We start from the raw sequence: 25,021 nt of genomic DNA, 5'->3' as shown, positions 1-25,021 counted from the left end.
TACTCTTTTTATTAAGTGATTTTAATGAGTTTTGACGCGGTGATACGTAAATCGTCACCAATGCGCGCACATTCATTAAATGTTAAATCAACGGTGTTTTGCATACTCGTCAATTCAGGAAAATTAACTAAACTTTTTGCATCATGGCCCATTAGTTTAGGCGCTAAATAAAAAACAAACTCGTCAACTAAATTAAGCTCTGTCATTTTACCAGCAAGTGTTGCGCCAGCTTCAAGCCAAACATTATTAAACTGCAGTTGCCCAAGTTTTTCTAAAACGGCTTGTAAATCAACTTTACCGTTACTTTCACTGACTTCAATATGCTTTACAAAATGCGGCCATTGCAATGATTTATCAACCTTAGTCGTAAATATTATTACATCACTTTGGATTTCAAATAAAGCAAGGTCAGGTGTTAAACGGTTTTGAGAGTCAATTATAACACGCACGGGCTGGCGAAGCGGCAAATCAGTAGGCAGTGTGCAAGGCAGCTCACTTAGTCGCACATTAAGTTTAGCATCGTCTACTAGCACTGTATCGGCACCGGTTAAAATAGCGCAGCTTTTCGCTCGGTATAATTGTACGTCTTGTCGAGCAGCAGAGCTTGTGATCCACTTACTTTGCCCATTTTTAAGCGCTGTTTTACCATCAATACTCGCTGCCATTTTGCAAATCACATAAGGTAAGCCTTGTTCCATACGCTTAAAAAAGCCAACGTTAAGTGCGCGAGCTTGTGATTCGAGTAACCCGTAAGCAACGTCAATACCCGCGTCGCTCAGTATTTTAAGGCCTTTGCCAGCAACTTGTGGATTTGTATCAACCATAGCAGCAATTACTTTTACCACACCGGCAGCTTTTAAGCCTTCGGCGCACGGTGGCGTACGGCCATAATGACTACACGGTTCAAGCGTTACATAAGCCGTTGCACCTTGTGCATTTTTTCCAGCGACAGCCAGTGCATTTACTTCTGCATGACCTTGACCAGCTAATTGATGGAACCCTTCACCAATTATTTGATTATTTTTAACTAAAACACAGCCAACATTAGGGTTAGGCGTTGTAGTAAATCGACCTTTTTTGGCAAGCTCTATGGCGCGTGCCATATACATTTCGTCATGTTCAGTAAAAGTAGTTTGGCTTTGCATTGTTACTCCCCTAAGCGGGCAATTTCTTCGCCAAATTCACGTATGTCTTCAAACGAGCGATAAACAGAGGCAAATCTTACATACGCTACTTTATCGAGCTTTTTGAGGGCTTCCATAATGCATTCACCAACCAAATGGCTTGAAATTTCTCGCTCGCCTGTAGCACGCAACTGCGATTTTATTATATTCACTACTTCGTCTACTTGCTCTGTGCTCACAGGGCGTTTTTCGAGTGCGCGATTTAAGCCATTTAATAATTTATCTTCGTTAAATGGTTCGCGGCTGCCGTCTTGTTTAATAACACGAGGCATAACCAGTTCAGCGCCTTCAAATGTAGTAAAGCGCTCATGGCAGTCGTTGCACTCACGGCGCCTGCGAACTTGATGGCCTCCACCAACAAGGCGTGAGTCAATAACTTTAGTATCTTTTGCGGTACAAAATGGACAATGCATAGCTCGGTACTTCCGTTTTAAAACAAAAAAGGCCGCTATTTAGCGGCCTTTAATCTTAGCAAAAAAATAGGGTCTGTTGACCTTTCAGGATTAAATTTGTTCTATCTAGGGGCGATTTAATCGCGGCGCGAGGTTTGTAACCTAGTGGGCTAAGTAAAAACCGAGCAAAGCTTCCGCGTCCTGCTCACGCCCCTTACCTACATCCATGTAGGCAACAAAGAGTAAATCGCCCCTAGGACGAACCCGAGGGCAGTGCATGTTTAGCATTTATACTGCGTTATCGCCTATTTGTGTGGAGTAACCACACTACATAGACTCTGCCTTGCCTAAAAACCAAACATACTACTGCAAATTAAACCTCGAAAGATAAACAGGCCCCTAGCCTATGTGATCTAAATTACTGCTGCTTATGCAATTAAGCGTAAACAGGTAATTTTGCACAAATTGCTTTTACTTTTTCTTTAACTTGCGCCTGTACAGATTCATCAGTGATATTATCTAGTACGTCACAAATCCAGCCAGCAAGCTCTTTTGATTCTTCTTCTTTGAAACCACGACGAGTGATTGCAGGAGAACCAATACGCAAACCAGATGTTACAAACGGAGAACGTGGATCGTTTGGCACTGAGTTTTTGTTAACTGTGATGTTAGCGTTACCAAGGGCTGCATCTGCATCTTTACCAGTAATATCTTTATCGATTAAATCGAGTAGGAATAAGTGGTTTTCAGTTTTGTCAGATACGATTTTGTAGCCGCGCTCTTGCATTACAGCAACCATTGCTTTTGCGTTTTTAACAACTTGTGTTTGGTATACTTTAAATTCTGGTTGAAGCGCTTCTTTAAATGCCACTGCTTTTGCTGCAATAACATGACATAAAGGACCACCTTGGCCACCAGGGAAAACTGCGCTGTTAAGCTTTTTATAGATTGCTTCGTCGCCACATGCAGAGATAATTAAACCACCACGAGGACCAGCAAGTGTTTTATGTGTAGTTGTAGTTACAACATGTGCATGAGGAACTGGGCTTGGGTAGACGCCTGCCGCAATTAAACCTGCAACGTGAGCCATATCAACAAACAGGTAAGCACCTACTTTGTCAGCAATTTCACGGAATTTAGCCCAATCAACAATACCTGAGTACGCTGAGAAACCACCAATAATCATTTTTGGTTTATGCTCAAGTGCTAGTGCTTCAACCTGTGCGTAATCAATTTCGCCCGTTGTTTCATCTAGTCCGTATTGAATTGCATTGTAAAGCTTACCAGAGAAGCTTACGTGTGATCCGTGAGTTAAGTGACCACCATGAGCTAAGCTCATACCAAGTACAGTGTCGCCTGCTTCTAATAGCGCTAGAAAAACAGCAGCATTAGCTTGCGAACCAGCATGTGGTTGTACGTTTGCGTAGTCAGAACCAAATAACTCGTTAGCACGGTCAATTGCTAATTGCTCAACAACATCAACGTGCTCACAACCGCCATAATAACGTTTGCCAGGGTAACCTTCTGCGTATTTATTTGTAAGCTGTGAACCCTGCGCTTCTAGTACGCGTGGGCTACAGTAGTTTTCTGAAGCGATTAGTTCAATGTGCTCTTCTTGGCGAGCAGTTTCTTTGTTTATCGCGTCAAATAACTCTGGATCAAAATCCGAAATATTCATGCTACGTTCTAACATTGGGGTCTCCTAGGGCAACGTGTATGGTGTTTTTTAGAGGCTTTATTGTACGCTTTAAACGACTCTTTGCCTACGCTCTTAAGTTGAGGATATTTAAACAGGGATTGAAACTATTTCACAGACTTTTTAAGATGATATTTTCTTATAAAACCATAACGATTTTAAATGAATGCTATTTCCTACATTTAATTAGTAAATGCAACTCACTAGATTTAAAAGCCTAAAGTTATAAAAAAAGGCGGCTTAACCGCCTTTTTGAATTAATTAACTTAGCCAAGTTTAGCAAGTATTTCTGTACGTAATGCGTCGTAATCGGCCTTTATATCGCTTGCTAGGCATGGTTTTGCTAGTGCGTCGCTAAGTGGTTTTGGCATACCTAATTCAATATTTAAAATACCCTCTACGCTTTCTTTAAACTTAGCAGGATGAGCTGTGGCTAAAAAGATACCCGCTGCACCAGGCGCTCGATTTTCAACAAGACCTTGGTACGCAATAGCAGTGTGAGGCTCTGCAACATAACCCGTTTGTTGAATTTTTTTCATCACCGATTGTGTGTCTTCTTCGTTTACGCTAGTTGAATAAAAGTTATCGTAGCTAAACCAGTTATTATCTAACATTGTTTGCACACGCGGCCAGTTGTTTGGCTTACTTACATCCATTGCATTTGAAAGCGACTCAAGTGTTGCGTTTGGCGTCCAGGTTTTATCAAGCATAAAGCGCGGCACAGTATCATTTTGGTTGGTTGTTGCACTTAATTTACCTACAGGTAAGCCAATAACCGCACCAATCATTGCAGCACATACATTACCAAAGTTGCCACTTGGCACTGATATATGCGCTGTTGCGCGTTTTTCTTTTGGTAGTTGTGCAATGGCCTCAAAGTAATAACAAACCTGAGCAACTAAACGGCTAATATTAATTGAATTAGCAGAATTAAGCCCAAGTGTTGATTTAACTTCTTCATCTAAAAAGGCATTTTTAACCAACTCTTGGCAATCATCAAAACTGCCATCAACTGCGTAACAATGAATATTGTTACCTAACGTAGTAAATAGCTTTTGCTGAGCAAGTGAAATTTTGCCTTTAGGATATAAGATGACAACATCGATATTCGGCTTGTTATAAAAAGCATGTGCAACGGCTGCACCAGTATCGCCCGATGTTGCGGTTAAAATAGTTACTTTTTCATCTTTATTAAATTGCGCTAAACACTCAGCCATAAAGCGACCACCAAAGTCTTTAAACGCAAGCGTAGGACCATGAAACAACTCTAAGCAGTATGTATTCTCTTCAACTTCCACCAGCTTAACTGGAAAGTTAAATGCATTTTTAACCATTTGTGCCACAGTGTCGCTTGGCAGCTCATCACCAATTAGGTGAGATAATATTTTGCCACTGCGTGTAACAAAGTCCATATCAAGCAATGCATCAACATCGGACAGTGGGGCAAGGGATTCAGGGAAAAACACACCTTGATTACGACCCAAACCTGTTTTTACGGCTTCAACGAACGACACTTTTTGTGAGCTATCTTTTAAATTATGTAATTGCATGACTACCTATCCTATAAAACTGTTAATTGACGCGTGCCGTCGTTATCTAATTTACAAATGTGGCAAAAGCCTTGCTCGTTAATGTAATTTGCCTCTAACCACTGTGCGCATTGCTGTGCAGCTTCAAGTGTTTTACATACACTAAACAAGGTGGGTCCTGCACCCGAAATACTCACTATTTCAGCGCCCAGCGCTGGTAAGCTTGCTTTGGCTTCACTAAAACCTTTAATAAGCGGTGCGCGGTAAGGTTCTGCTATTTCATCTTTCATTATGCTTAGCGCATCGTCAAAACGATTAGTCAACAGTAAGCTACTAAATGCCGATAAACGCTGTGCAAACTCAACACTTGCATGCATGCTCAACTCTTTTGGTAAAACCGAGCGCGCTTTTGCAGTGTTGAGTGAAAAACCAGGGAACGCAGCAACGTAGTACCAATTTTCATCAACAGGCAGTGCAATCGATTTATCAGGGATTAAATCACCTGTTAATTGCAAACCACCTAAATAGCATGGCGTGATGTTGTCGTAATGACGACCACCGCTCACTACTGCTTCAAAGTCAGCCATAAGCTCAATAAGCTCAACCTGACTTAAGTTAGTTTGTGCAAACTTATCAAGGGCAGCAAAGGTAGCCACGACCGAGCATGCACTAGAACCAAGTCCAGATCCAATTGGTAAATTCTTTTTAAGCTCGAGCTTTACGCTTGGCATATCAGGCGCAACATGCGCTCTAAAATGTACTAAACACTGGTACGCTAAGTTTTCATTCGCATCACTTGGTAACTTGTGAGCGTAGTCGCCAGTGCAAATAAATTCGTCACTTGGTGCTGCACTTACAACGGCTACATCGCCTAATAAACTACCATCAATTGGCGCAAGCGCTGCGCCAAGAGCATCAAAACCTACTGCAAAATTACCAATAGACGCCGGAGCATATACTTCAATCATAACGAGCTCCTAGCGCGATAGTGTTTTTAAAATATCAGCAAATACACCCGCTGCTGTTACTTCAGAGCCGGCACCATAACCACGAATTACAAACGGACGTGGCTGGTAGTATTGGCTTAAAATAGCCAGCGCGTTTTCACCATCGCGAATTACATTAAGCGCATGTTTTTCATCAACAGCCTCAATACCTACTTTACAGTGACCTTCTTTAATTGTACCTACATAACGAAGTACCTTTCCTTCGCTCGCAGCACTTTGAATGCGCTCATTAAAATCAGCATCTAGGCTTGGTAGTTTTGCCATAAACTCATCAACGCTATCACCTTGTGCAAAACCTTGTGGTAATACTGACTCAACTTCAATATCGCTTAGCTCCAACTTCATACCGGCTTCGCGAGCGATGATCAGTAACTTACGTGCTACATCGGTACCCGATAAATCATCACGAGGATCTGGCTCAGTAAAACCGCTTTCTTTGGCTTTAATAGTTGCCTCAGAAAGTGATAAACCATCTTGAAGTGCACCAAACATATACGAAAGTGAGCCTGATAAAATACCGCTAAACTCTAGTAACTCATCACCGGCACCAAATAATGACTGCAAGTTATCGATTACTGGTAAACCTGCACCAACGTTAGTCTCGTATAAAAATTTACGATTATTCTTTTGCGTAGCAGCTATTAAATCTTGGTAATACGTGTATGAGCTTGTTGTCGCTTTTTTATTAGCTGCAACCACATGAAAACCTGCATTTAAAAAGTCTACATACTGCGCGGCAAGTGCATCTGAAGATGTACAATCTACTAATACCGGATTCACTAAGTGGTTTTGCTTAACAAATTGCTCTACTAATTTTAAATCAAATGCTTGCTCAGATGAGGCCAATTTTTGCTGCCAATCACTAAAAGCTATGCCTTCGTTATCAAGGTGTAATTGACGAGAGTTAGCAACACCATACAAGTTAAGTTTAATATTACGCTTTTCAAGCCAAGCTTGCTGACGTTCAAGCTGATTAATAAGCTCTTGCCCTACTAAGCCACAACCTAGTAAAAACACATCAATTGACGGCACATGCGTGAAAAAGTTTTCATGGCATATTTTTACAGCGTCATTACATAACTCACCATCAATTACCGCAGAAATAGCACTTTCTGTAGAATCCTGTGCAATTGCCACAATATTTACTTGCGCTTGTGCAAGCGATGCAAAAAACTTAGCCGCTAAGCCACGGTGTGCGCGCATGTTGTCGCCCACTAAAGTAACAATGGCTAAATTACGTTGCACTTGTACAGGCTCAATAAGCCCTGCTTGTAATTCAAGCTCAAATGCAGTTTGTAGCGCATCGAGTGCAAGTGCTAGGTCTGTTTCGTGCACACAAAAACTAATACTAAATTCACATGATGATTGCGTGATCAATACAATTGATACGTTATCGTGAGCAAGCGCGTTAAATACCTTAGACGCCATACCTACTTTACCTTTCATGCCTGGGCCTGAAACAGTTAACATTGCAAGGTCTTGTAAGCTAGAAAGCGCTTTTACGGGCTCATCAGATGAATAATCATTACCAATTAATGAGCCTTGTGCGTCTGGGTTATGCGTATTTTTAATTTCACATGGCACGCCTGCTTTAGCACACGGTAAAATTGTTTTTGGGTGAAGTACTTTTGCACCAAAGTAAGAAAGCTCCATCGCTTCTTTATAAGATAAAAAATCGACTTTAGTGGCTTTTTTAATATAACGAGGATCAGCGCTATATACGCCATCAACGTCAGTCCAAATTTGGCAAATCTCAGCTTCTAAACATGCCGCAGCAATAGCTGCTGAGTAATCTGAACCATTACGGCCAAGCGTTGTAAGCTCACCTTTATCATTACTCGCCGTAAAACCAGGCATAATATAAATAGTTGCAGGGTTTTCTTTAAGCACAGCTTGAAAGCGAGCTTTACTTGCCACTAAATCAGCTTCTGCATCAATGTAGCCACCAGTTGAAGCAATACAGCTTGTTGCTTCTAAGTACCTTGCATCTTGTGAGCTCAATAAAGCCTGCATTAAAGAAACGCTAACGCGCTCTCCAAAGCTAATTACAAATGCGCGAACTTGATCAGGGCAACACTGTATAAGCGACACGCCATCTAATTTATTTTTAAGTTCCCTTAGGTCTGGCCAGCTTGTAACTACTACGCCGCTTTTTTCAACGTCAGCTTTTAAGCCTTCACAACGACTCGCTAATGCTTGCCATTGCTGCGAAAAATCTAAGCCTTGCTCTGCAGCACTTGCAAGTGCAACTAGCGAATCGGTCATTCCACCTGGAGCAGAAAGCACCAATAACATTTCATCTTTTAACTGTGCTTTAACTAACTGAGCTACCTGTTGTAAGCATGCATAATCGGCAAGTGAAGACCCACCAAATTTTAAAACTCGCATTGTTTATGTTCCTCATCCCATAAAACGAAAAAAGGCCTGTGTTCTAAGTGAACACAGGCCTTTAAATTTGTTGCACCGACCTATGCCACTATCCAGTAAGGATGATGGTTGTAATAATAATGGTCAGTACGCGATTAATTGTTTTCATATGTTAAGACTGCCTTAACAAAGGCTATGCTGTCAACCCTAAATTAAAAGATAAAACAGCCTTTTTTAACATGAAAAAACCTAATGAATGCCAAATTTATGCAATATTTCATTCAAGCTTGATTTACTAATAGGTTTATCAATAAAATCAATTGCGCCAAGCTGGGCGACTCGTTGCTTCATTTTTTCCTGTATATCAGCAGAAATAACCAACACAAAGCACTCTATTTTTTCTGTTTTTATAGTTTCAAGTACTTGTATACCATCAACCTCTGGCATGGTGAGGTCTAGGCACAGTAAATCAAAGTTTTGTGCTCTTAAAAGATCGAGGGCGTTTGCTCCATTTATAGCTTGTTGTATATCTGCGTCTATACACTCATTTAAACACCGCACGACTTGTTTACGAGCAACAGCAGAATCATCACAGACTAATACAGAAAATTTCATCATGTTTACTACTACACAACCATCAAAGTTATTAAAAGACCATCTTTCTTTGCACTCAGGACACTTTAACACGCATCTAAATACTTAGCGCATTAATAATTCAATGCAATGATAAATATAGAATTAACTCATTTAAATATGATTAACGAAACTAAATTCTAATTAAACTTACAATACTTAATGTCTAACAAATTTACTAATTCATAGCTGAGTTTAATTATATTAATACTACATACCTACTTAATTAGATTTATCTTATTAAATTTTAACTTTTTATTTATTTTTAGAGGTTTATTGACTAACTTTTAAATTACAATAGTAACGTTACAAAAATAACAAAGGATGAACAAGTCACTCATGTTACAAAAAAGCCTTTCTAAGAAGCTGCTAACAAGCGTTTTATCCGTTTATTTTTTGCTTACCTTCGTAGTGACTTGCGGACAGGTGCTTGCTGAATATCTCAATACTAAAGACTATATACGTGATGAATTAAGTACATTACAAAAAACCTTTAGTCGTAGCTTAACACGTGCAATTTGGGAGCTTAATACCAAGCAAACAATTACAACAGCAGAAGGTTTACTCGCCATTCCCATGATTGAAGGGATTATTGTTCGAGACGACAGCGGCGAAATTATTTCACAGTTAGGCCGCTCGCTCGACATACATAAGCTATATAACCAACAGTTAGTACAAGAAGAAGCTATTTTAGAAGACGCGAAATCCGGTCTGTTTGGTTACACCTTTCCACTTATTTTTGAATTTTCTGGCCGTGCTACCCAAGTGGGCGACGTTACCTTGTTCTCTAGCCGAGAAGTTGTTTTAAGCCGAATTATGGTATCAATCTACTTCTTGATTGGTAATGCGATGATTAAAACCACCTTTTTAATTATTTTATTTTTAATGGCATTTAGAAAGCTTCTTACAGATCCCTTAGCTGAGCTTACTGAGCAACTAGAAAACCTAGAATTAGATGAGCTAGAAGGACAACACATCGAAATAGAAACAGAGGAGCATAACGAACTAAAAGTAATGGAGCAGTCGTTTAATAAACTAATAGATAAAGTGGTTCAGTACAGAAAAGAGCTTGAGCACACCCAAAAAGAACTCATTATTAGTAACGAAAAGCTCGATCATCACAACATACAACTTGAGCAAGACGTAGCCCGTAAAACATCAAACTTAAGCCAAGCAATGATGGAATTACAACAGCAAAAATACGAACTTGAAAAGCAAAAAATTGTGCTCACTGAAGAAATAGACTTACGCCGCAGCACAGAGCAAGAGCTAATTTCAAAGCAAACTGAATCTCAGCGTTATATAGAAGAATTAAGCCTTGCACAGGAACGTTTATTAGGCACAGAGAAGATGGCCGCACTAGGCGGACTTGTGGCGGGTATTACGCATGATATTAACACCCCTATTGGGATAGGTGTAACGGCAATATCGTTTTTGCAAGAACGCTTAAATAAACTCGAAAGTGCTTATAGTGAAAAAACACTTTCACCAAAAGCACTAGAAGAATTTATTAACGAAGCAAAACAAAGTACAAGCTTGTTAACCACTAACTTAGATAGAGCCTCAGAGCTTATTGCTAGCTTTAAGCAAATAGCGGTCGATCAGGCCAGTGAAGCTGTAAGAACTATTAACTTTAAAGATTACACTAACGAAGTAATACGCTCACTGCATCCAAAACTAAAAAAGACATCCCATACAATAAAATTAGAATGCCCTGATGACTTAGTTTTAAATTTACCTGCAGGCGCCATCAGCCAAATTTTTACTAACTTAATTATGAATTCACTCATTCATGGCTTTGAAGGTAAAAGCAACGGTGTGATGGATATCAAAATAAGCGCAGACGACACTAACTTAACGATTGATTACAAAGATGACGGTAACGGAGTTACCAGTGAGCAATTAAAAAAATTGTTTGACCCATTCTTTACGACTAAACGCGATGAGGGCGGAAGCGGATTAGGTACCCATATAATGTTTAATTTAGTTAAACAAACTCTTAGCGGATCTATTGATGCAACGAGTGAACCTGGCAAAGGTCTGCGTTACTATATTCAATTTCCAAAGAATATGGCTAAGCCAATGCCTATTTTTGATAAATATGAATAAAAAAAGTATATGCATTAAATTATTAGGGCGTGTTGTTCTTTGGTGGTTGAATTTGCAGCAACATGTTTGGTTTTTAGGCAAGGCAGAGCCTATGTAGTGTGGTTATTCCCCATAAATAGGCGATAACGCAGCATAAATACCAAACATGCGCTGCCCTTTGAGCTCGATCTAGGGACGATTAACTCTTTGTTGCCTACATGGATGTAGGTAAGGGGCGTGAGCAGGACGCGGAAGCTTTGCTCGGTTTTTACTTATTCTTACATGGATGTAAGCCAGTAGGGTAACGCAGGAGCAGTTACCCAGCCCACTAGGTTACAAACCTCGCGCCGCGATTTAATCGCCCATAGATTGAACAAATTTCAATCCATAAAGTTCAACACGCCCTAGTAACAAATCAGTCATTTCGAGATGCTGTTTTTATTGCTATGATTGGACAAATTTTTCAAATGGATCAATTCCCCTATGTGGTTTAGTAACCTTATTTGTTACCGCTTTAAGCAAGACGTTTCATACACCCAAGAAGATTTTGATAAAGCATTAGAGCAAGATTTATTTCGCCCATGTACTGGTCAAGAGCTTGCAACATTTGGTTGGACGAAAGCGTTTGGAAAGCATGGCGAAACACTATCGCATTTTTCTCAAAAAAGTATTTTAGTTTGCGCAAAACGTGAAGAAAAAGTACTCCCAGCTTCTGTTATCAACGAACTAGTTGCTGAGAAAATTGATCAGATAGAAGCCGAAGAAAACCGCCCTGTTAAAAAGAAAGAAAAAGACGAATTAAAAGAAAACATTCTTCATACTCTTCTACCCCAGGCATTTAAAAAGTCGAGCTTACAATTTGCCTTTATTGACCAAGAAAATGGCTGGGTGGTTGTAAATAGTGGCAGCTTTAATAAAGCTGAAGAGCTACTGGCACTACTTCGTAAATCGTTAGGAACGCTCCCAGTTGTACCTGCGTTTGCTAACTACGACCTAGATGTATTCTTAACTGATTGGTTAACTAACTTTAGTACACCAGAAGGCTTTGCTATTGGCTCTGACGCTGAGCTTGAAGAAGCTGACGACAGCGGTGCACAAGTAAAACTAAAAGGCCATGATCTGGCATGTGATGAGGTTAAATCGCACTTAGAAAGTGGTAAACGCGTAACTAAACTGGCACTTGATTGGCAAGAACGCCTCAAGTTTATGCTGCAAAACGATGGCTCTATCAAGCGTTTAAGCTACTCTGAAACTCTAAAAGAAGAGAACGCAGATATTCCTAAAGAAGATATGGCTTTAAAACTTGATGCTGACTTTATTTTAGCTTCTGAGGAAATAAAGCAATTACTTGAAGAACTAACTGCTGGCTTAGGTGACGTTGAAGATTTAGAAAAAGCGTAAATACCACAACCTACATAAATATTTAAGCGCTTTGAAGCATTAAATAGATTCATATATAAGCAGGTTGGTATAACAGATAAAAATCCGATAGCAGTTTACTGCTATCGGATTTTTTAATGGAATTTTTAGAAGCGCTTATTTATATATTTGTTATCCGCGAACAGAATTTAGCTAACGTTCGGCGTATTAAAACCTAATGTAATCACCTTTCAAGTAAGAGCTTACAGCAAGGTTCAAAGGAAAGTTATGTAGAGTGATATGAGATTATCTGTATTCACTTCAAGCCGGAATGCACAAAAACTGAAGTTTTGATTTTGATTGAAATCATTAACTTATTTATGCAGACAACTTATTTTAGCTTTTAGCGTCTTCAACTTTAGGTTGGCGATATATTTTTATAATGTGGTATAAATTTACAAGCGACAATAAGCCGTTGGTAAAAATAACAGGTACTGCGCCAATGGCAACACCGTATGCAGTAAATACAATACAACCAAACATGTTGTACCAACGTAGTTTTACTACATCTGTCATTGTTAACGATGCAACCAATAAAGCTGATGCAATATAGCCTAAATATTCCCAACTCAATTGTTCTCTCCTAGCCTTTAGGTTAGCATTACATGTACTGCTAACTTATGGCACTTATAAGTATTGCAAAGTTACAACAAAATAAAAAAGCTAACTTGCTTAAAAACCTGAAAAAGTTTGCCGGAAAATACCAGCAAATTCTTAAATCATTACACGGGAAATGAAGGTAAAATAATACTATTAGCAAAGCTAATAATATTAGTAGCAAGTTAGCGTAAATTCTTAGTGTCTTAATGCTAACGTCATTAAGATGTAATAAATAGGACAAATGTCCGAAGAGCACATTGATGTTTCAATACCATTTTTCTAGTTACCTTGTTGATCAGCTTTTAACCTTTGCCGGTAGTAGCTATCAACAATCAAAAAAAGAAGTTCTGATCCATCAAGATCAGCCTTTAAGCAAGCTTGTGCTTGTACGCAGTGGCACTGTGTCGTTTAGTTACGACGTAGGTAATGGACGACGCCTGCTGTTAGGACAATTGGATTGTAACAACACCCTTATTGGTGAAATAGAAGCGCTAAATAATAATCCGTGTATTTATACGGTAACGTGCTTTAGCGATGTAACTTATAATCTTATTGAATTAAGACATTGGCGTGCTCTGCTGCTTGAAAAACCAGAACTGAGTTTATACACCGCACAAACTATTGCGGCTAAATTTCAGGAAAACCAAAAAATCAATTTAGATAAGCTACTACTACCACTGAGCTACAACATAGCCAAAGATTGCTTACTAAGAGCCGAGAACAACAATCCTACGCTACTTAGAGCCTATCCAACTGTAAATGCTGAAGCCGAACGCTTTGCTACCACTGAGCGAGCTTACAGACGTGTTGTTACAGAACTTGTCGAAAAAGGCTTGGTACTTAGAAGTAACGATGGCTTACAAGCAGTCGATATACCAAAGCTAAGTGAATACGTAGATAGCTTTGCTCAACTTTAAGTTATTTAAAATTTACCCATAAAAAAAGGCCTTAACGGCCTTTTTCTATTTATACAAATTACTGGTTACTTCTCTAGTAAAATGTCATGAATTTTCACAAGATCAGATTTACCTGCAATAATTTCATCCGGTGTTAAACCCGATAGTTCATGCGGGAACACTAACCACTCTTCAGATTCATGAATATAATAATCTGGAACAGTGTCTACTTTTGAGTTTTTTGGCTTGTAGTACGGACATGCAATACGAATATCACGTGGCAAGTTTAAGCGCATAAGCTCTGAAAGCTTTTCTTTTAATGCAACAATGCTACGACCAGAGTCAAATACATCATCAACAATTAATAATGAGTCGCCAGCATTTGCGTTCTCAACAATGTAATGCAAACCGTGGACTTTAATTTCTTTAGATTGTTTACCAATACCGTAATAAGACGATGTACGTACTGCAATGTGGTCAGTCTCAATGCCTTTATAATCGTAATATTCTTGAACAGCAATACCGATCGGTGCACCACCTCGCCAAATACCAATAATAAAATCAGGACGAAAGCCATCTTGGTATACTTGTGCCGCTACGCGGAACGAATCTTCAAGCAGCTGTTGAGCTGTGATGTAGCACTTATCTGACATAATTAGAAACCCCAGTGGTGGATATAAGATTTGAGCGCAGCTTAGAGTTAAGCAAAAATTAAACTCAAACAGGTATTGGCGACGGATTTTACCGCAAATGAAATAAAATTGCTTGCCTGTAAATTAAAAAATAGGCACCCCAGGGTGCCTATTTTTAGTGTAAAAAGCATAATTTAGTAAATATTATGCTTTTTCTTGTAGGGTACGAGCAACCGTACGCATACCTTGAGTTGTTGCGCCCGCTGCCCATTGGCTTGTACTGCCCATGTTAAAAGCAGCAGCTAAATCTATGTGCACCCAGCCTTTGCCATCGTTTGGCACAAAGCGTGATAAAAAGCCTGCAGCATTCGATGCACCGCCGTAACCGCCACCCTTTTGTGCACGGCTATTTGCCGTATCAGCATAAGGAGATGGGCAGTTTTGTTGATGCCATTTTTCAAGAGGAAGTGGCCAAGCAGCTTCCATTTCTTGAGATGCAAAACTTTCAACTTCACGTGCAAGTTCTTTATCAAGTGCAAATAATGCATTGTACTCTTGGCCAACAGCAACAAGCGCTGCTCCAGTTAGTGTTGCTGCATCAATGATAAGTGGAGCGCCAGTCTCTCCTGCTGCCATTAAGCCATCAGCAAGTACTAAGCGACCTTCAGCATCCGTGTTTACAATTTCAACTGTTGTGCCATTTTTATAAGTAAGAATGTCACCTAATTTGTATGCATGACCCGAAATTAAGTTCTCAGCACAACATAAAAACAGCTTAATACGTTTTTCAATACCACGGTTAATAGCCAATGCTAAACCTGCTGTTACTGTTGCAGCGCCGCCCATGTCGCACTTCATACCAAGCATACCTTCGCTTGATTTAATTGAGTAACCACCTGAGTCAAACGTAATACCTTTACCTACAAGCGCAGCACTTACTGGTGCATTTTCGTCGCCTGTTGGGTTGTAATCAAGCTCAAGCAATACTGGTGGGCGAACACTACCGCGACCAACTGCATGAATACCAATCCACTGTTGTTCTAGTAACGCATCACCTTTAATAATTTGGTAACTTACGTGTTCAGGCGCTAATGATTGAATAAACTCAGCTGCTTTTTCAGCTAGGCTTTCTGGGTAAATGTCATCGGCAGTACCGTTAACCATTTCACGTGCCCAAATTGCTGACGTTTTTAAGTGAGCAAGTTCTTTAATATCTGATTGTGCGTTATCAACAAACTCAACACCGTTTAATGATTTTGGTGTTACAAAGCCTTGGTAAAAAGCCCACTGGCTTTCTGTACACCAAGTATCACCTGCTAATTCAACATTTTTAACGCCTTGGCTTGCAATAGTACGGCCTGCTTTTTGAACATTTTTTAATGTGTCTTGCTCAGATAAATGAACAGTTGCACCACGCTCGTTAAAAGACAATGACGCATTATCGCCCCAATGACTCGCTGCTGCTTGTTCGCTTAGTTGAACAACAAATTTTTCACTCATGTTAGAATTCCCTTGCACTTAAATGTGCCACCGAGTTTACTATAGAGCGCTTAAGTTCCCAACAGCTTGAGATAAATAACATAAATCACACTGCTGAGCAGTGTTTACGCTTTGGAAGTTATTATGAAGTACACGCCAGCGCTGCAACCAGCCATATTATTAAAGCGCTACAAACGCTTTTTAGCTGATTTACAATTAAGTGATGGCAGCGAATTTACCGCCCACTGTGCAAATACAGGTAAAATGACGGGATGCGCTGAGCCAGGCTTTACTGCTTTTTATTCAACGAGCGATAACGCAAAACGAAAATACCCGCATTCATTAGAACTTACGCAAAATAACTTATCGCAGCTTATTTGTGTAAATACAGCGGTGGCTAATAAAGTAGTAGAAGAAGCAATAAACAATAATGTGATAAGCGAGCTACTCGACTACAGTCAATTGCAAAGCGAAGTTAAGTACGGCAGCGAAAACAGTCGTATCGACTTTTTACTCACAGACGAAAATAAGCCCGATTGCTATGTAGAAGTTAAATCAGTCACATTATTAAGCGAAGATGCACCACAAAGCGGGCAAGGCTACTTTCCTGATGCGCAAACACTGCGTGGACAAAAGCATATTCGCGAACTAATAGAAATGATCGAACAAGGCCACCGAGCAGTATTACTGTTCGCTGTTTTGCATGAAGGAATAAATACCGTAAGTGCAGCTGCGCATATTGATAAAAAATACGCCACGTTATTAAACCAAGCAATAATAGCCGGTGTTGAAGTATTAGCATATAAAGCCAAAATTTCAGCTAATGGAGTCTTACTTCATAAAAAAATAGCATTTATAGAATAGTGTAATAAACCAAGAGATTGAACTAAGCGTAATTTACAAAGCACTCTAATTATAGAAAGTAGTAAAAAGTGAATTATAAAAATTAACTTGTTTTTAAAGCTTTTGCCCATATAACAAGGCAAGTTTTAGAAAGCGAATATGTGAATTAATTAAAAGTGTAAATAAACTATTAATACACTTTTTACTCAGTAAGCATGGTTGAAGCTAATTCGATTAATTAAAAATAAATTTGCCTAGGGTATAAGATTCTGTTATTTATACCGCCGGCTAATGCTGAGGCATTAAATTAAGGATTTAGGAGAGAGTTATGCCAGACCAAAAGAAACATGGTTTATTGGCTCAAGCCGGTTTAGAACCATACCAAGAAAAACCAGGCGAAGAGTACATGAATGATGCACAACGTGCTCATTTTAGAGCAATTTTAGAGACTTGGCGTAACGATTTACGTAACGAAGTTGATCGTACTAAATCGCACATGCAAGACGAAGCTGCTAACTTTCCTGACCCAGTTGACCGCGCTGCACAAGAAGAAGAATTCTCTTTAGAACTTCGTACTCGTGACCGCGAACGTAAATTAATCAAAAAAATTGAAAAAACAATTAATTTGATTAAAGAAGATGATTTTGGCTTTTGTGAGTCTTGTGGCATCGAAATTGGCATACGTCGCTTAGAAGCACGTCCTACTGCCGATTTATGCGTAGACTGTAAAACACTTGCAGAAATCAAAGAAAAGCAATCTGGACGCGGCTAATTAAAACTTATTAGTTAGTTATGTCTCCTACAGCCGTTACTGCGCCTATGCGTAAATATCGCGGTCGTTTTGCACCGTCTCCTTCTGGGCCATTACATTTTGGCTCACTTGTAGCGGCTGTGGGTAGTTATCTAGATGCAAAAGCTAATCAAGGAAAATGGTTAGTTCGTATAGAAGACATTGACACTACGCGCGTGGTTAAAAACGCCGACTCCGATATTCTAAATACCTTACAAGCCTACGCCCTTTACTGGGATGAACCTGTTGTATATCAAACGCAGCGTCTGTCTTTATATCAAGATATTACCCACTCACTTTTAGAGCAAAACCTTGTTTATGGTTGCACCTGTACTCGAAAGCAAATAAAAGCCATTGGCGGTATTTATCAGGGGCATTGCAAAGCGCTTAATCATCATACTCAATCCGGCGCACTTCGTTTAGTTCAGCAACATCCAACGACCCAATTTAGTGATTTAATTCAAGGTGATATATCGGTAAATAGTGCATTATCCCACGAAGATTACTTAATTAAACGCAGTGACGGTTTATTTGCATATCAACTTGTTGTGGTCGTCGATGATATTGATCAAAGTATTAATCGAATTGTAAGAGGCGCAGATTTAATTGAGCCAACAGCTCGGCAAATTAGTTTGTTTAAACAACTCGACAGCCCCGTACCTGAATTTGCTCATTTACCTTTAGCGGTTGCCAAGCCCGGTTTTAAACTATCTAAACAAAATTATGCCCCCGCCATTTGTAAGCAAAATCCAAAGCCTGCTTTACTTAGCGCTTTTGAATTTTTAGGGCTACCTGTTATAGCTGATTTAAGCGACTTAAATATAGAACAATTAATCGATTGGGGAATTAAAAACTTTAGCTTAAAACAGGTCCCCCAAGTATCCGAAATACAAATTTCTCAACATCCACATAGCCAGAAAGTCCAATTTACACATTTAAGTAAATAAAATAGCTAAAAACGGCTTAATTTCAACACATCAACTTAATTTTTAAACCCTGCTGGTATATGATAGCCGCCTAAATATATGCTAATTACGTCAAACAGCTTGTACTGGGTTATAACCGCCCTATTTGCTGTAACTTTTGATTGCGATGCAGAGTCAATCACACCTTCTAGGAGACAGACTATTATTTCCAAGCTTTTTCAATTTTGCCGACAAATAATCGGCCCGAATACCAGTGCCGAAAGCGCTTCTGTAAGCAGTGAACCTATTGTTGTCACTCGTGGTGAGCATGGTATTTCTCGCAAACAATTTAGCCCAAATGCAATCAAAGTATTATACCGCTTAAAAGACGGTGGCTACGATGCCTACCTTGTTGGTGGTTGTATTCGCGATATATTGTTAGGCCAACAGCCAAAAGATTTTGACGTAGTTACTAATGCAACTCCAGATCAGGTAAAAAAACTATTTAGAAACTGTCGCCTGATAGGTCGTCGCTTTCGTCTAGCACACATTGTATTTGGCCGTGAAATTATCGAAGTGGCAACAATGCGTGGCCACCACGAAGCGCAAGAAGACAAAAATCAAATAAGCCAATCAAGCAATGAAGGTCAATTACTTCGTGACAACGTATTTGGCAGTATTGAAGAAGATGCAGAGCGCCGCGACTTTTCAATCAACGCACTTTATTACTCAATTAAAGATTTTAGTATTCACGATTACGCCAACGGCTTAGCGGCAATTAAAGCTAAACAAATCGAGCTTATTGGCGATCCTGAAACGCGTTACCGCGAAGACCCTGTTCGTATGTTACGTGCAGTACGTTTTGCCACTAAGCTTGATATGAGCATTGCGCCTAAAAGTGAAAAGCCAATTAGCGAGCTTGCAAGCTTGCTTGATAACATTCCGCCAGCTCGTTTATTTGAAGAAATTCTTAAACTGTTTTTAAACGGCAAGGCCGAAGCTAACTTTTTAATGCTGCGTAAATACGGCTTATTCCGCTCACTTTTTCCTGAACTTGATAAAATTTTAGATAAAAACCCAAGTGGCTTAGAGCACACGCTTATTCAGCAAATGTTTCAAAATACCGACAAGCGTATTAATGCCGATAAAAAAGTAACACCGGCGTTTATTTTTGCTGCCCTACTTTGGTTCCCACTGCTTGAGCGCACTAAAAAAATTCAAAGCCAAGAGCAATTATCTGAATACGATGCTTTCGCACAAGCAATGAATAAAGTACTAAGCGATAATTCACAGCATATAGCTGTTCCTAAGCGCTTTACTTTAGGTGCTCGCGATATTTGGCATATACAGCACCGCTTAGATAAACGTGCTGGCCAACGTGCATACAGGCTAACGCAACAACCTCGCTTTAAAGCCGCTTACGACTTTTTATTATTACGCGTAGATGCAGGCGAAACTCAGCATACAGAGCTTGCTCAGTGGTGGACACAATACTTAAGTAAAGATATAAACGGCCAAAAAGAGATGGTTAAAAGCTTAGGTCATCAAGGTGGTCCTAAGCCGCGAAAGCGCCGTCGTCCTACTAAAAAGCCAACTGAGTAATAACATGCATTGTGTTTATTTGGGTTTAGGTGCCAACCTAAACTCACCAAAAGAGCAGCTTGATAACGCGATAATTGCGCTTAAAAAGCTGCCTAATTGTGAATTTGTAAACGTATCGCATTACTATGCAAGTAAGCCTATGGGCCCACAAGATCAACCAGACTATATCAATGCCGTAGCCTGTATTAAAACGACCCTTGATCCAGAGCAATTACTTGATTTAACACAAAGTATTGAGCTTGAGCATGGTCGAGTAAGAAAAGCTGAGCGTTGGGGTCCACGCACACTTGATATCGATACCCTATTATTTGATGATCAAATTATAAATACGGCGCGCTTAACCGTGCCTCATTATGGTTTGAGTGATCGCGAGTTTGTGGTTTACCCACTATTAGAGCTTGCACCTGAACTTATTTTACCTAGCGGCATTGCATTAAAAACCATTGCAAATAACTTACCGCTCAACGACTTACAACAATTACCTCTGTAATTAACCTAGGCTTTTGCCTGCGAGGATATTATGTCTAAAATAACCGTTTCTACTTTAAATAAAATGAAAGCAGAAAATAACAAAATTACTGCATTAACAGCCTACGACGCTAGTTTTGCAAAGTTATTTCATGATAACGGCGTTGAAGTTATTTTAGTGGGCGACTCATTGGGCATGGTACTACAAGGCGGCGATGACACCCTTGGCGTAACAAATCAAGATATTGCATATCATACCCGCTGTGTACGCGCTGGTAGCCGTGAATTATTTGTAATTGCTGACTTACCTTTTATGACCTACTCAAGCGTTAGTGATACCTGTAAAAATGCAGCTGAGCTTATGCGCGCTGGCGCAAACATGATTAAACTTGAAGGCGGAGAGTGGCTTTACGAGAGCATTAAAGCACTCACTCAACAAGGTATCCCAGTTTGCGGGCATTTAGGCCTTACACCACAGTCAGTTCATGTATTTGGTGGCTTTAAAATACAAGGTCGCGAAGAAGATAAAGCACAAAAAATGATTGATGACGCGAAAGCACTTGAAGCCGCTGGCGCGCAATTATTAGTACTTGAGTGTATTCCAAGTGCCCTGGCAAAACGTATTACAGACGCTCTAAGTATCCCAACTATTGGTATTGGTGCAGGCAGCTTAACTGACGGCCAAATACTGGTAATGCATGACCTGGTTGGTATTTCGGCAGGTTACATTCCTAAATTTTCTAAAAACTTTTTGCTCGAAACAGGCAATATGCCTGCAGCCGTTCAAAAGTATTGTACAGATGTTAAAAGTGGCGCATTTCCAAGCGCTGAACATGAGTTTAAATAATGCAATCAATAACTGAAATCAGATCGTTACGTAGTCAAATTAAAGCATGGCGCCAAGCAGGTCTTAGCGTGGCGCTTGTGCCAACAATGGGCAACTTGCACCGTGGGCATTTTTCGCTAGTAGAAAAAGCAAAAAACTTGGCCGACAAAGTCGTTGTAAGTATTTTTGTAAACCCTATGCAATTTGGTGCTAACGAAGATTTAGATAACTATCCTCGTACGCTAAACGAAGACAAACAAGGCCTTGCTGAACTAGGCACTGATATTGTATTTACCCCAAGTGTAGAAACAATCTACCCTAACGGACTAGGTGCACAAAGCTTTGTAGATGTGCCTGACATTTCATTAGGCTATTGCGGCGGCTCACGTCCAGGTCACTTTAGAGGCGTTGCAACAATCGTGACTAAGTTATTTAACTTAGTCCAACCAGATTACGCCTGCTTTGGTGAAAAAGATTTTCAGCAACTGCAAGTAATCAAAACTATGGCACGCGACTTATCAATTCCGGTTGAAGTTATTGGTGTACCTACAATGCGAGAAGTTTCTGGCCTTGCTATGAGCTCACGTAATGGTTACTTATCAGATGATCAAAAAGCGACTGCAACCGTATTATTTAAGGCCCTTAATACGTGCGCTGAGCAACTTAAAAGTGGCGAGAAAGACTTCGTAAAACTTGAAAGCTTAGCTAAACAAAGTTTAGAGAAAGCAGGCCTAAAACCAGACTATTTTGAGATTGCTCAACGAGATACATTAAAAACTGCTACAATCGAAGATACTCAATTTGTTATTTTAGCCGCAGCCTATTTTGGTGGTGTTAGATTGATCGACAATATCCAAGTCGAAATTTAATATTATTGCGACTCCATTTTAAGGATAAGAAGCATGCACACTTTAATAAAAACAAGCGTAGTCGCCCTTACTTTTGCACTATTAGCAGGTTGTCAAAACCAAGTTGAAAACCCTGAAATGAATCAGTGTGCTCAACAAAACTACCAGTGTGAAAGTAGTTGTGAACAGCAAACAACTGCTGAGGGCTTAAAGCAACAAGTATGCTCTGGAAAATGTGTTGAGAGCTATAATCAATGTAAAGCACAAGCCGAAAAATTAGGTAATATTTAATTCCTTAAAGTTTTTAGTTTTAGCCACAAAAAAACCGCTCAATGAGCGGTTTTTTATTGCTTATAGTTTATTAATTTAAACCAAGCTTCTTAAGTTCTGCTTCTACTAGCTTTGCAGAAAGTGGTACATAACCATCTTTTTCTACAATTTGCTGACCATCTTTTGAAAGTACCATTTTTAAGAATTGCGCTTCCATTGGAGACAACGGCTTGTTTGGGTGCTTATTCACATATAGGTATAAAAAGCGAGATAATGGATATTTGCCTTGTGCAACGTTATCAAGTGTTGCATCAACAAAGTTATCGCCTTTTTTAGCTAACGGTACTGTACGTACGCCTGATGTTTTATAACCTATACCTGAGTAACCAATTGCATTTAATGAAGATGAAATTGACTGTACTACTGATGCAGAACCCGGTTGCTCATTTACGTTATTACGGAAATCACCTTTACAAAGTGCTTTCTTTTTAAAGTAACCATACGTACCTGATACTGAGTTGCGTCCGTAAAGTTGCACATCTTTAGCTGCCCAATCACCTGTTAGACCAACATCGCTCCAACGGTTAACTTGCTCTGGTGCGCCACATTTACGAGTAGATGAAAAGATAGCATCTACTTGGTCAATACGAAGACCTTCAATTGGGTTATCTTTATGTACAAATACAGCAAGTGCATCAATAGCTACGCGAACTTCTGTTGGCTTGTAACCGTAACGTTTTTCGAACGCTTCGATTTCTTTAGATTTCATTTTACGGCTCATTGGACCTAAGTTAGCTGTACCTTCGGTAAGTGCCGGTGGAGCAGTAGAAGAACCTGCTGCTTGAATCTGAATATTTACATTTGGGTAAATACGTTTGTACTCTTCAGCCCAAAACGTCATCATGTTGGCTAAAGTGTCAGAACCTACTGATGAAAAGTTGCCTGAAACACCACTAATTTTTTGATACTCAGGAATATTTTGATCTAGAGCAACTGCTTGTGCAGATACGAAAGTTGTAACAGCCACACCCATTGCGGCAACTAAGTTTTTAAATTTCATGTAGAGTTCTCCGGTTTGTTCGTTCCATTTTCTAACTGCTGCCCACTCTAAAGTGAGTACATGACAGTTACATTACTCTTAAATGACACTTTTATGACTTGACCTATTAGCTTAATTATTTAGTCAGCGAAACTATCTTATCTATTGAAAAATCAAAAGAAAAACACGATCCTTTGTTAACTTCACTACAAATATTTAATTTACTATCATGGCGAGTTAACACATGCTTTGTTATAGCGAGCCCTAAGCCTGAGCCACCTGTTGTTCTACTGCGAGCTTTATCAACACGATAAAAACGCTCAGTTAATCGGTTAATATGCTCAGGCGCAATACCATCACCATTATCGGTAACACTAAAACACGCTTTATTGTTTTTGCGCTGCCAGCATACTTCTACTTTACCGCCTGGTTTTGTGTAATGAATCGCGTTGAATACTAAATTAGAAAACGCACTACGCAGTTCATCCTCAGAGCCTTTAATATCAAGGGTTTTATCAATATCAAAAATAAGTTCGTGGCCTTTGTCTTGATTAATTGAGTTTGCTTCAGTGTGAATATAACCAAGTAATTGCGGTACATTTATAGCTTTATCATTGTCTTGGCGACGAGCACCTTCAATACGCGAAAGCGATAGTAATTGGCTGACTAAGCTATCCATGCGCTTGCATTGTTCAAGCATAGTATTTTGCGCTTTGTTCCACATTGCTGGCGGCGGCATCATGTCGCCATCCATCATCTCAAGATACCCTGTAACCACTGTAAGCGGTGTACGTAGTTCATGCGACACATTGGCTACAAAGTCTTTACGCATCTGTTCTAGCTGTTTTAAGCGCGTTACATCACGTACCACAACCATAAGTTGCGTACTTGCATATGGCATTACCCTAAACTCAAGCACCTGCTCAATACTGTGACCGTTATCCAGCTCAAGCGCATCGTCAAATTCGCCTTTGTGCATGTATTTAGCAAACTTAGGTTCGCGAATCAAATTATCAAGGCGCTGACCATGATCCGTAGGCCACTGCAAACCAAGCACTTTAAGGGCTAATTGATTACACCACACAATACTTAAATCGTTTTGTAATACCACTACCGCATCAGGTACCGCTTCAGCCCCATCGCGAAAGCGACGAATTAAATCTGCAAGCTCATTACGTTTTTTACGATTACGGTGCTGGAGATGATAAATACCTTCAAACACTTGCTCCCATGCCCCCTCACCCTCTGGCGGATTAAAGCTGCGTTGATTAAGTAGCCAATCGCTCAAACGATAAAGTTGATGGTAGTGCCAAATAAGGAGAGAAAAAGATCCTAAAAATAAAAGCAAAAATGGCGCGCCAACCAGCACACCAATTAATAGTAAGGGTAAAAAATAGATAAACAGGCGTTTAACTAACGCCTGTTTATTAACAACTCGATACATACACTCACTTTACCTTAGAGTAGTAATACATGCGTATTTTACACATTAGCTAAGCTTTAAGCTG

The 25,021-nt window shown here is 39.7% G+C and carries 23 protein-coding genes; 11 read left to right on the top strand and 12 right to left on the bottom strand.

All coding sequences use genetic code 11. The annotated features are described in order from the left end of the window. Nucleotides 1-11: 11 nt before the first annotated feature. The 7 genes from ribD to QMA08_RS16285 form a co-directional block, all read right to left on the bottom strand. Entirely contained in the window at nucleotides 12-1,145 is a 1,134-nt protein-coding gene (ribD, locus tag QMA08_RS16315; RefSeq protein ID WP_290174962.1) for a bifunctional diaminohydroxyphosphoribosylaminopyrimidine deaminase/5-amino-6-(5-phosphoribosylamino)uracil reductase RibD, read from the bottom strand. Nucleotides 1,146-1,147: 2 nt separating this feature from the next. Then, nucleotides 1,148-1,597: a transcriptional regulator NrdR gene (nrdR, locus tag QMA08_RS16310; RefSeq protein WP_002961761.1), complete on the bottom strand. Its 450-nt coding sequence runs from the start codon at nucleotides 1,595-1,597 to the stop codon at nucleotides 1,148-1,150. A 415-nt stretch (nucleotides 1,598-2,012) separates the two neighbouring features. Next, nucleotides 2,013-3,269, bottom strand: coding sequence for a serine hydroxymethyltransferase (gene glyA / locus QMA08_RS16305; RefSeq protein WP_002961763.1), 1,257 nt, complete (start codon nucleotides 3,267-3,269; stop codon nucleotides 2,013-2,015). Between the two features lie 269 nt (nucleotides 3,270-3,538). Further along, the gene (gene thrC, locus QMA08_RS16300; RefSeq protein ID WP_039490421.1) at nucleotides 3,539-4,822 is read right to left on the bottom strand and encodes a threonine synthase; all 1,284 of its coding nucleotides are present in this window, start codon (nucleotides 4,820-4,822) and stop codon (nucleotides 3,539-3,541) included. An 11-nt stretch (nucleotides 4,823-4,833) separates the two neighbouring features. Next, a complete protein-coding gene (gene thrB / locus QMA08_RS16295) occupies nucleotides 4,834-5,769 on the bottom strand; it encodes a homoserine kinase (RefSeq protein ID WP_039490420.1) in 936 nt (311 codons plus the stop codon). A gap of 9 nt (nucleotides 5,770-5,778) precedes the next feature. After that, nucleotides 5,779-8,196 (bottom strand): bifunctional aspartate kinase/homoserine dehydrogenase I, encoded by a 2,418-nt coding sequence (gene thrA / locus QMA08_RS16290; RefSeq protein ID WP_290174961.1) that lies wholly within the window; start codon nucleotides 8,194-8,196, stop codon nucleotides 5,779-5,781. Nucleotides 8,197-8,424: 228 nt separating this feature from the next. After that, complete coding sequence (locus QMA08_RS16285) at nucleotides 8,425-8,793, bottom strand: response regulator (protein WP_290174960.1); 369 nt, start codon at nucleotides 8,791-8,793, stop codon at nucleotides 8,425-8,427. A 354-nt stretch (nucleotides 8,794-9,147) separates the two neighbouring features. Between QMA08_RS16285 and QMA08_RS16280 the strand changes: the two genes are divergently transcribed. Both QMA08_RS16280 and rdgC read left to right on the top strand, forming a co-directional pair. Continuing rightward, a complete protein-coding gene (locus QMA08_RS16280) occupies nucleotides 9,148-10,917 on the top strand; it encodes an ATP-binding protein (protein ID WP_033021661.1) in 1,770 nt (589 codons plus the stop codon). 462 nt (nucleotides 10,918-11,379) lie between these two features. After that, complete coding sequence (gene rdgC / locus QMA08_RS16275) at nucleotides 11,380-12,297, top strand: recombination-associated protein RdgC (protein ID WP_002962662.1); 918 nt, start codon at nucleotides 11,380-11,382, stop codon at nucleotides 12,295-12,297. 354 nt (nucleotides 12,298-12,651) lie between these two features. On the opposite strand, the gene QMA08_RS16270 is transcribed toward rdgC, so the two are convergent. Further along, on the bottom strand, nucleotides 12,652-12,888 hold the full coding sequence (locus QMA08_RS16270) for a YgjV family protein (protein ID WP_002962663.1): 237 nt from the start codon (nucleotides 12,886-12,888) through the stop codon (nucleotides 12,652-12,654). A gap of 287 nt (nucleotides 12,889-13,175) precedes the next feature. Here QMA08_RS16270 and QMA08_RS16265 point away from each other — a divergent pair, with 287 nt between their 5' ends. Further along, on the top strand, nucleotides 13,176-13,832 hold the full coding sequence (locus QMA08_RS16265; protein WP_002962665.1) for a Crp/Fnr family transcriptional regulator: 657 nt from the start codon (nucleotides 13,176-13,178) through the stop codon (nucleotides 13,830-13,832). A gap of 65 nt (nucleotides 13,833-13,897) precedes the next feature. On the opposite strand, the gene QMA08_RS16260 is transcribed toward QMA08_RS16265, so the two are convergent. Then, entirely contained in the window at nucleotides 13,898-14,464 is a 567-nt protein-coding gene (locus QMA08_RS16260; protein ID WP_002962666.1) for a phosphoribosyltransferase family protein, read from the bottom strand. 183 nt (nucleotides 14,465-14,647) lie between these two features. After that, on the bottom strand, nucleotides 14,648-15,943 hold the full coding sequence (pepB, locus tag QMA08_RS16255; protein WP_002962668.1) for an aminopeptidase PepB: 1,296 nt from the start codon (nucleotides 15,941-15,943) through the stop codon (nucleotides 14,648-14,650). 123 nt (nucleotides 15,944-16,066) lie between these two features. Between pepB and sfsA the strand changes: the two genes are divergently transcribed. The 8 genes from sfsA to QMA08_RS16215 all read left to right on the top strand — a co-directional run bounded on the left by sfsA (nucleotide 16,067) and on the right by QMA08_RS16215 (nucleotide 22,495). Then, nucleotides 16,067-16,786: a DNA/RNA nuclease SfsA gene (gene sfsA / locus QMA08_RS16250; protein WP_149603140.1), complete on the top strand. Its 720-nt coding sequence runs from the start codon at nucleotides 16,067-16,069 to the stop codon at nucleotides 16,784-16,786. Between the two features lie 307 nt (nucleotides 16,787-17,093). After that, on the top strand, nucleotides 17,094-17,537 hold the full coding sequence (gene dksA, locus QMA08_RS16245; RefSeq protein WP_002962671.1) for an RNA polymerase-binding protein DksA: 444 nt from the start codon (nucleotides 17,094-17,096) through the stop codon (nucleotides 17,535-17,537). Nucleotides 17,538-17,557: 20 nt separating this feature from the next. After that, nucleotides 17,558-18,502: a tRNA glutamyl-Q(34) synthetase GluQRS gene (gluQRS, locus tag QMA08_RS16240; protein WP_290174959.1), complete on the top strand. Its 945-nt coding sequence runs from the start codon at nucleotides 17,558-17,560 to the stop codon at nucleotides 18,500-18,502. 78 nt (nucleotides 18,503-18,580) lie between these two features. Next, nucleotides 18,581-20,062 carry a polynucleotide adenylyltransferase PcnB gene (pcnB, locus tag QMA08_RS16235; protein ID WP_002962675.1) on the top strand — a complete coding sequence of 494 codons (1,482 nt, stop codon included), beginning with the start codon at nucleotides 18,581-18,583 and terminating at the stop codon, nucleotides 20,060-20,062. 4 nt (nucleotides 20,063-20,066) lie between these two features. After that, the gene (gene folK / locus QMA08_RS16230) at nucleotides 20,067-20,552 is read left to right on the top strand and encodes a 2-amino-4-hydroxy-6-hydroxymethyldihydropteridine diphosphokinase (protein WP_002962677.1); all 486 of its coding nucleotides are present in this window, start codon (nucleotides 20,067-20,069) and stop codon (nucleotides 20,550-20,552) included. Nucleotides 20,553-20,582: 30 nt separating this feature from the next. Then, the gene (gene panB, locus QMA08_RS16225; RefSeq protein ID WP_002962679.1) at nucleotides 20,583-21,377 is read left to right on the top strand and encodes a 3-methyl-2-oxobutanoate hydroxymethyltransferase; all 795 of its coding nucleotides are present in this window, start codon (nucleotides 20,583-20,585) and stop codon (nucleotides 21,375-21,377) included. Next, nucleotides 21,377-22,225 carry a pantoate--beta-alanine ligase gene (gene panC / locus QMA08_RS16220; protein ID WP_024597167.1) on the top strand — a complete coding sequence of 283 codons (849 nt, stop codon included), beginning with the start codon at nucleotides 21,377-21,379 and terminating at the stop codon, nucleotides 22,223-22,225. Before panB ends, panC begins: the two co-directional genes overlap by 1 nt. A gap of 33 nt (nucleotides 22,226-22,258) precedes the next feature. Beyond that, a complete protein-coding gene (locus tag QMA08_RS16215; RefSeq protein WP_024597166.1) occupies nucleotides 22,259-22,495 on the top strand; it encodes a hypothetical protein in 237 nt (78 codons plus the stop codon). Nucleotides 22,496-22,565: 70 nt separating this feature from the next. Here the strand turns inward: QMA08_RS16215 and QMA08_RS16210 are convergent, their stop codons facing one another. After that, nucleotides 22,566-23,534, bottom strand: coding sequence for a phosphate ABC transporter substrate-binding protein PstS family protein (locus QMA08_RS16210; RefSeq protein ID WP_290174958.1), 969 nt, complete (start codon nucleotides 23,532-23,534; stop codon nucleotides 22,566-22,568). Between the two features lie 115 nt (nucleotides 23,535-23,649). Further along, nucleotides 23,650-24,957, bottom strand: coding sequence for a phosphate regulon sensor histidine kinase PhoR (phoR, locus tag QMA08_RS16205; RefSeq protein WP_290174957.1), 1,308 nt, complete (start codon nucleotides 24,955-24,957; stop codon nucleotides 23,650-23,652). Between the last annotated feature and the right edge of the window lie 64 nt (nucleotides 24,958-25,021).

The organism is Pseudoalteromonas sp. APC 3355 (assembly GCF_030407615.1).
In the GTDB taxonomy this organism is placed as follows: domain Bacteria; phylum Pseudomonadota; class Gammaproteobacteria; order Enterobacterales; family Alteromonadaceae; genus Pseudoalteromonas; species Pseudoalteromonas distincta.
The sequence above is the reverse complement of the archived record's forward strand: the minus strand, read 5'-3'. Positions and strand labels throughout refer to the sequence as shown.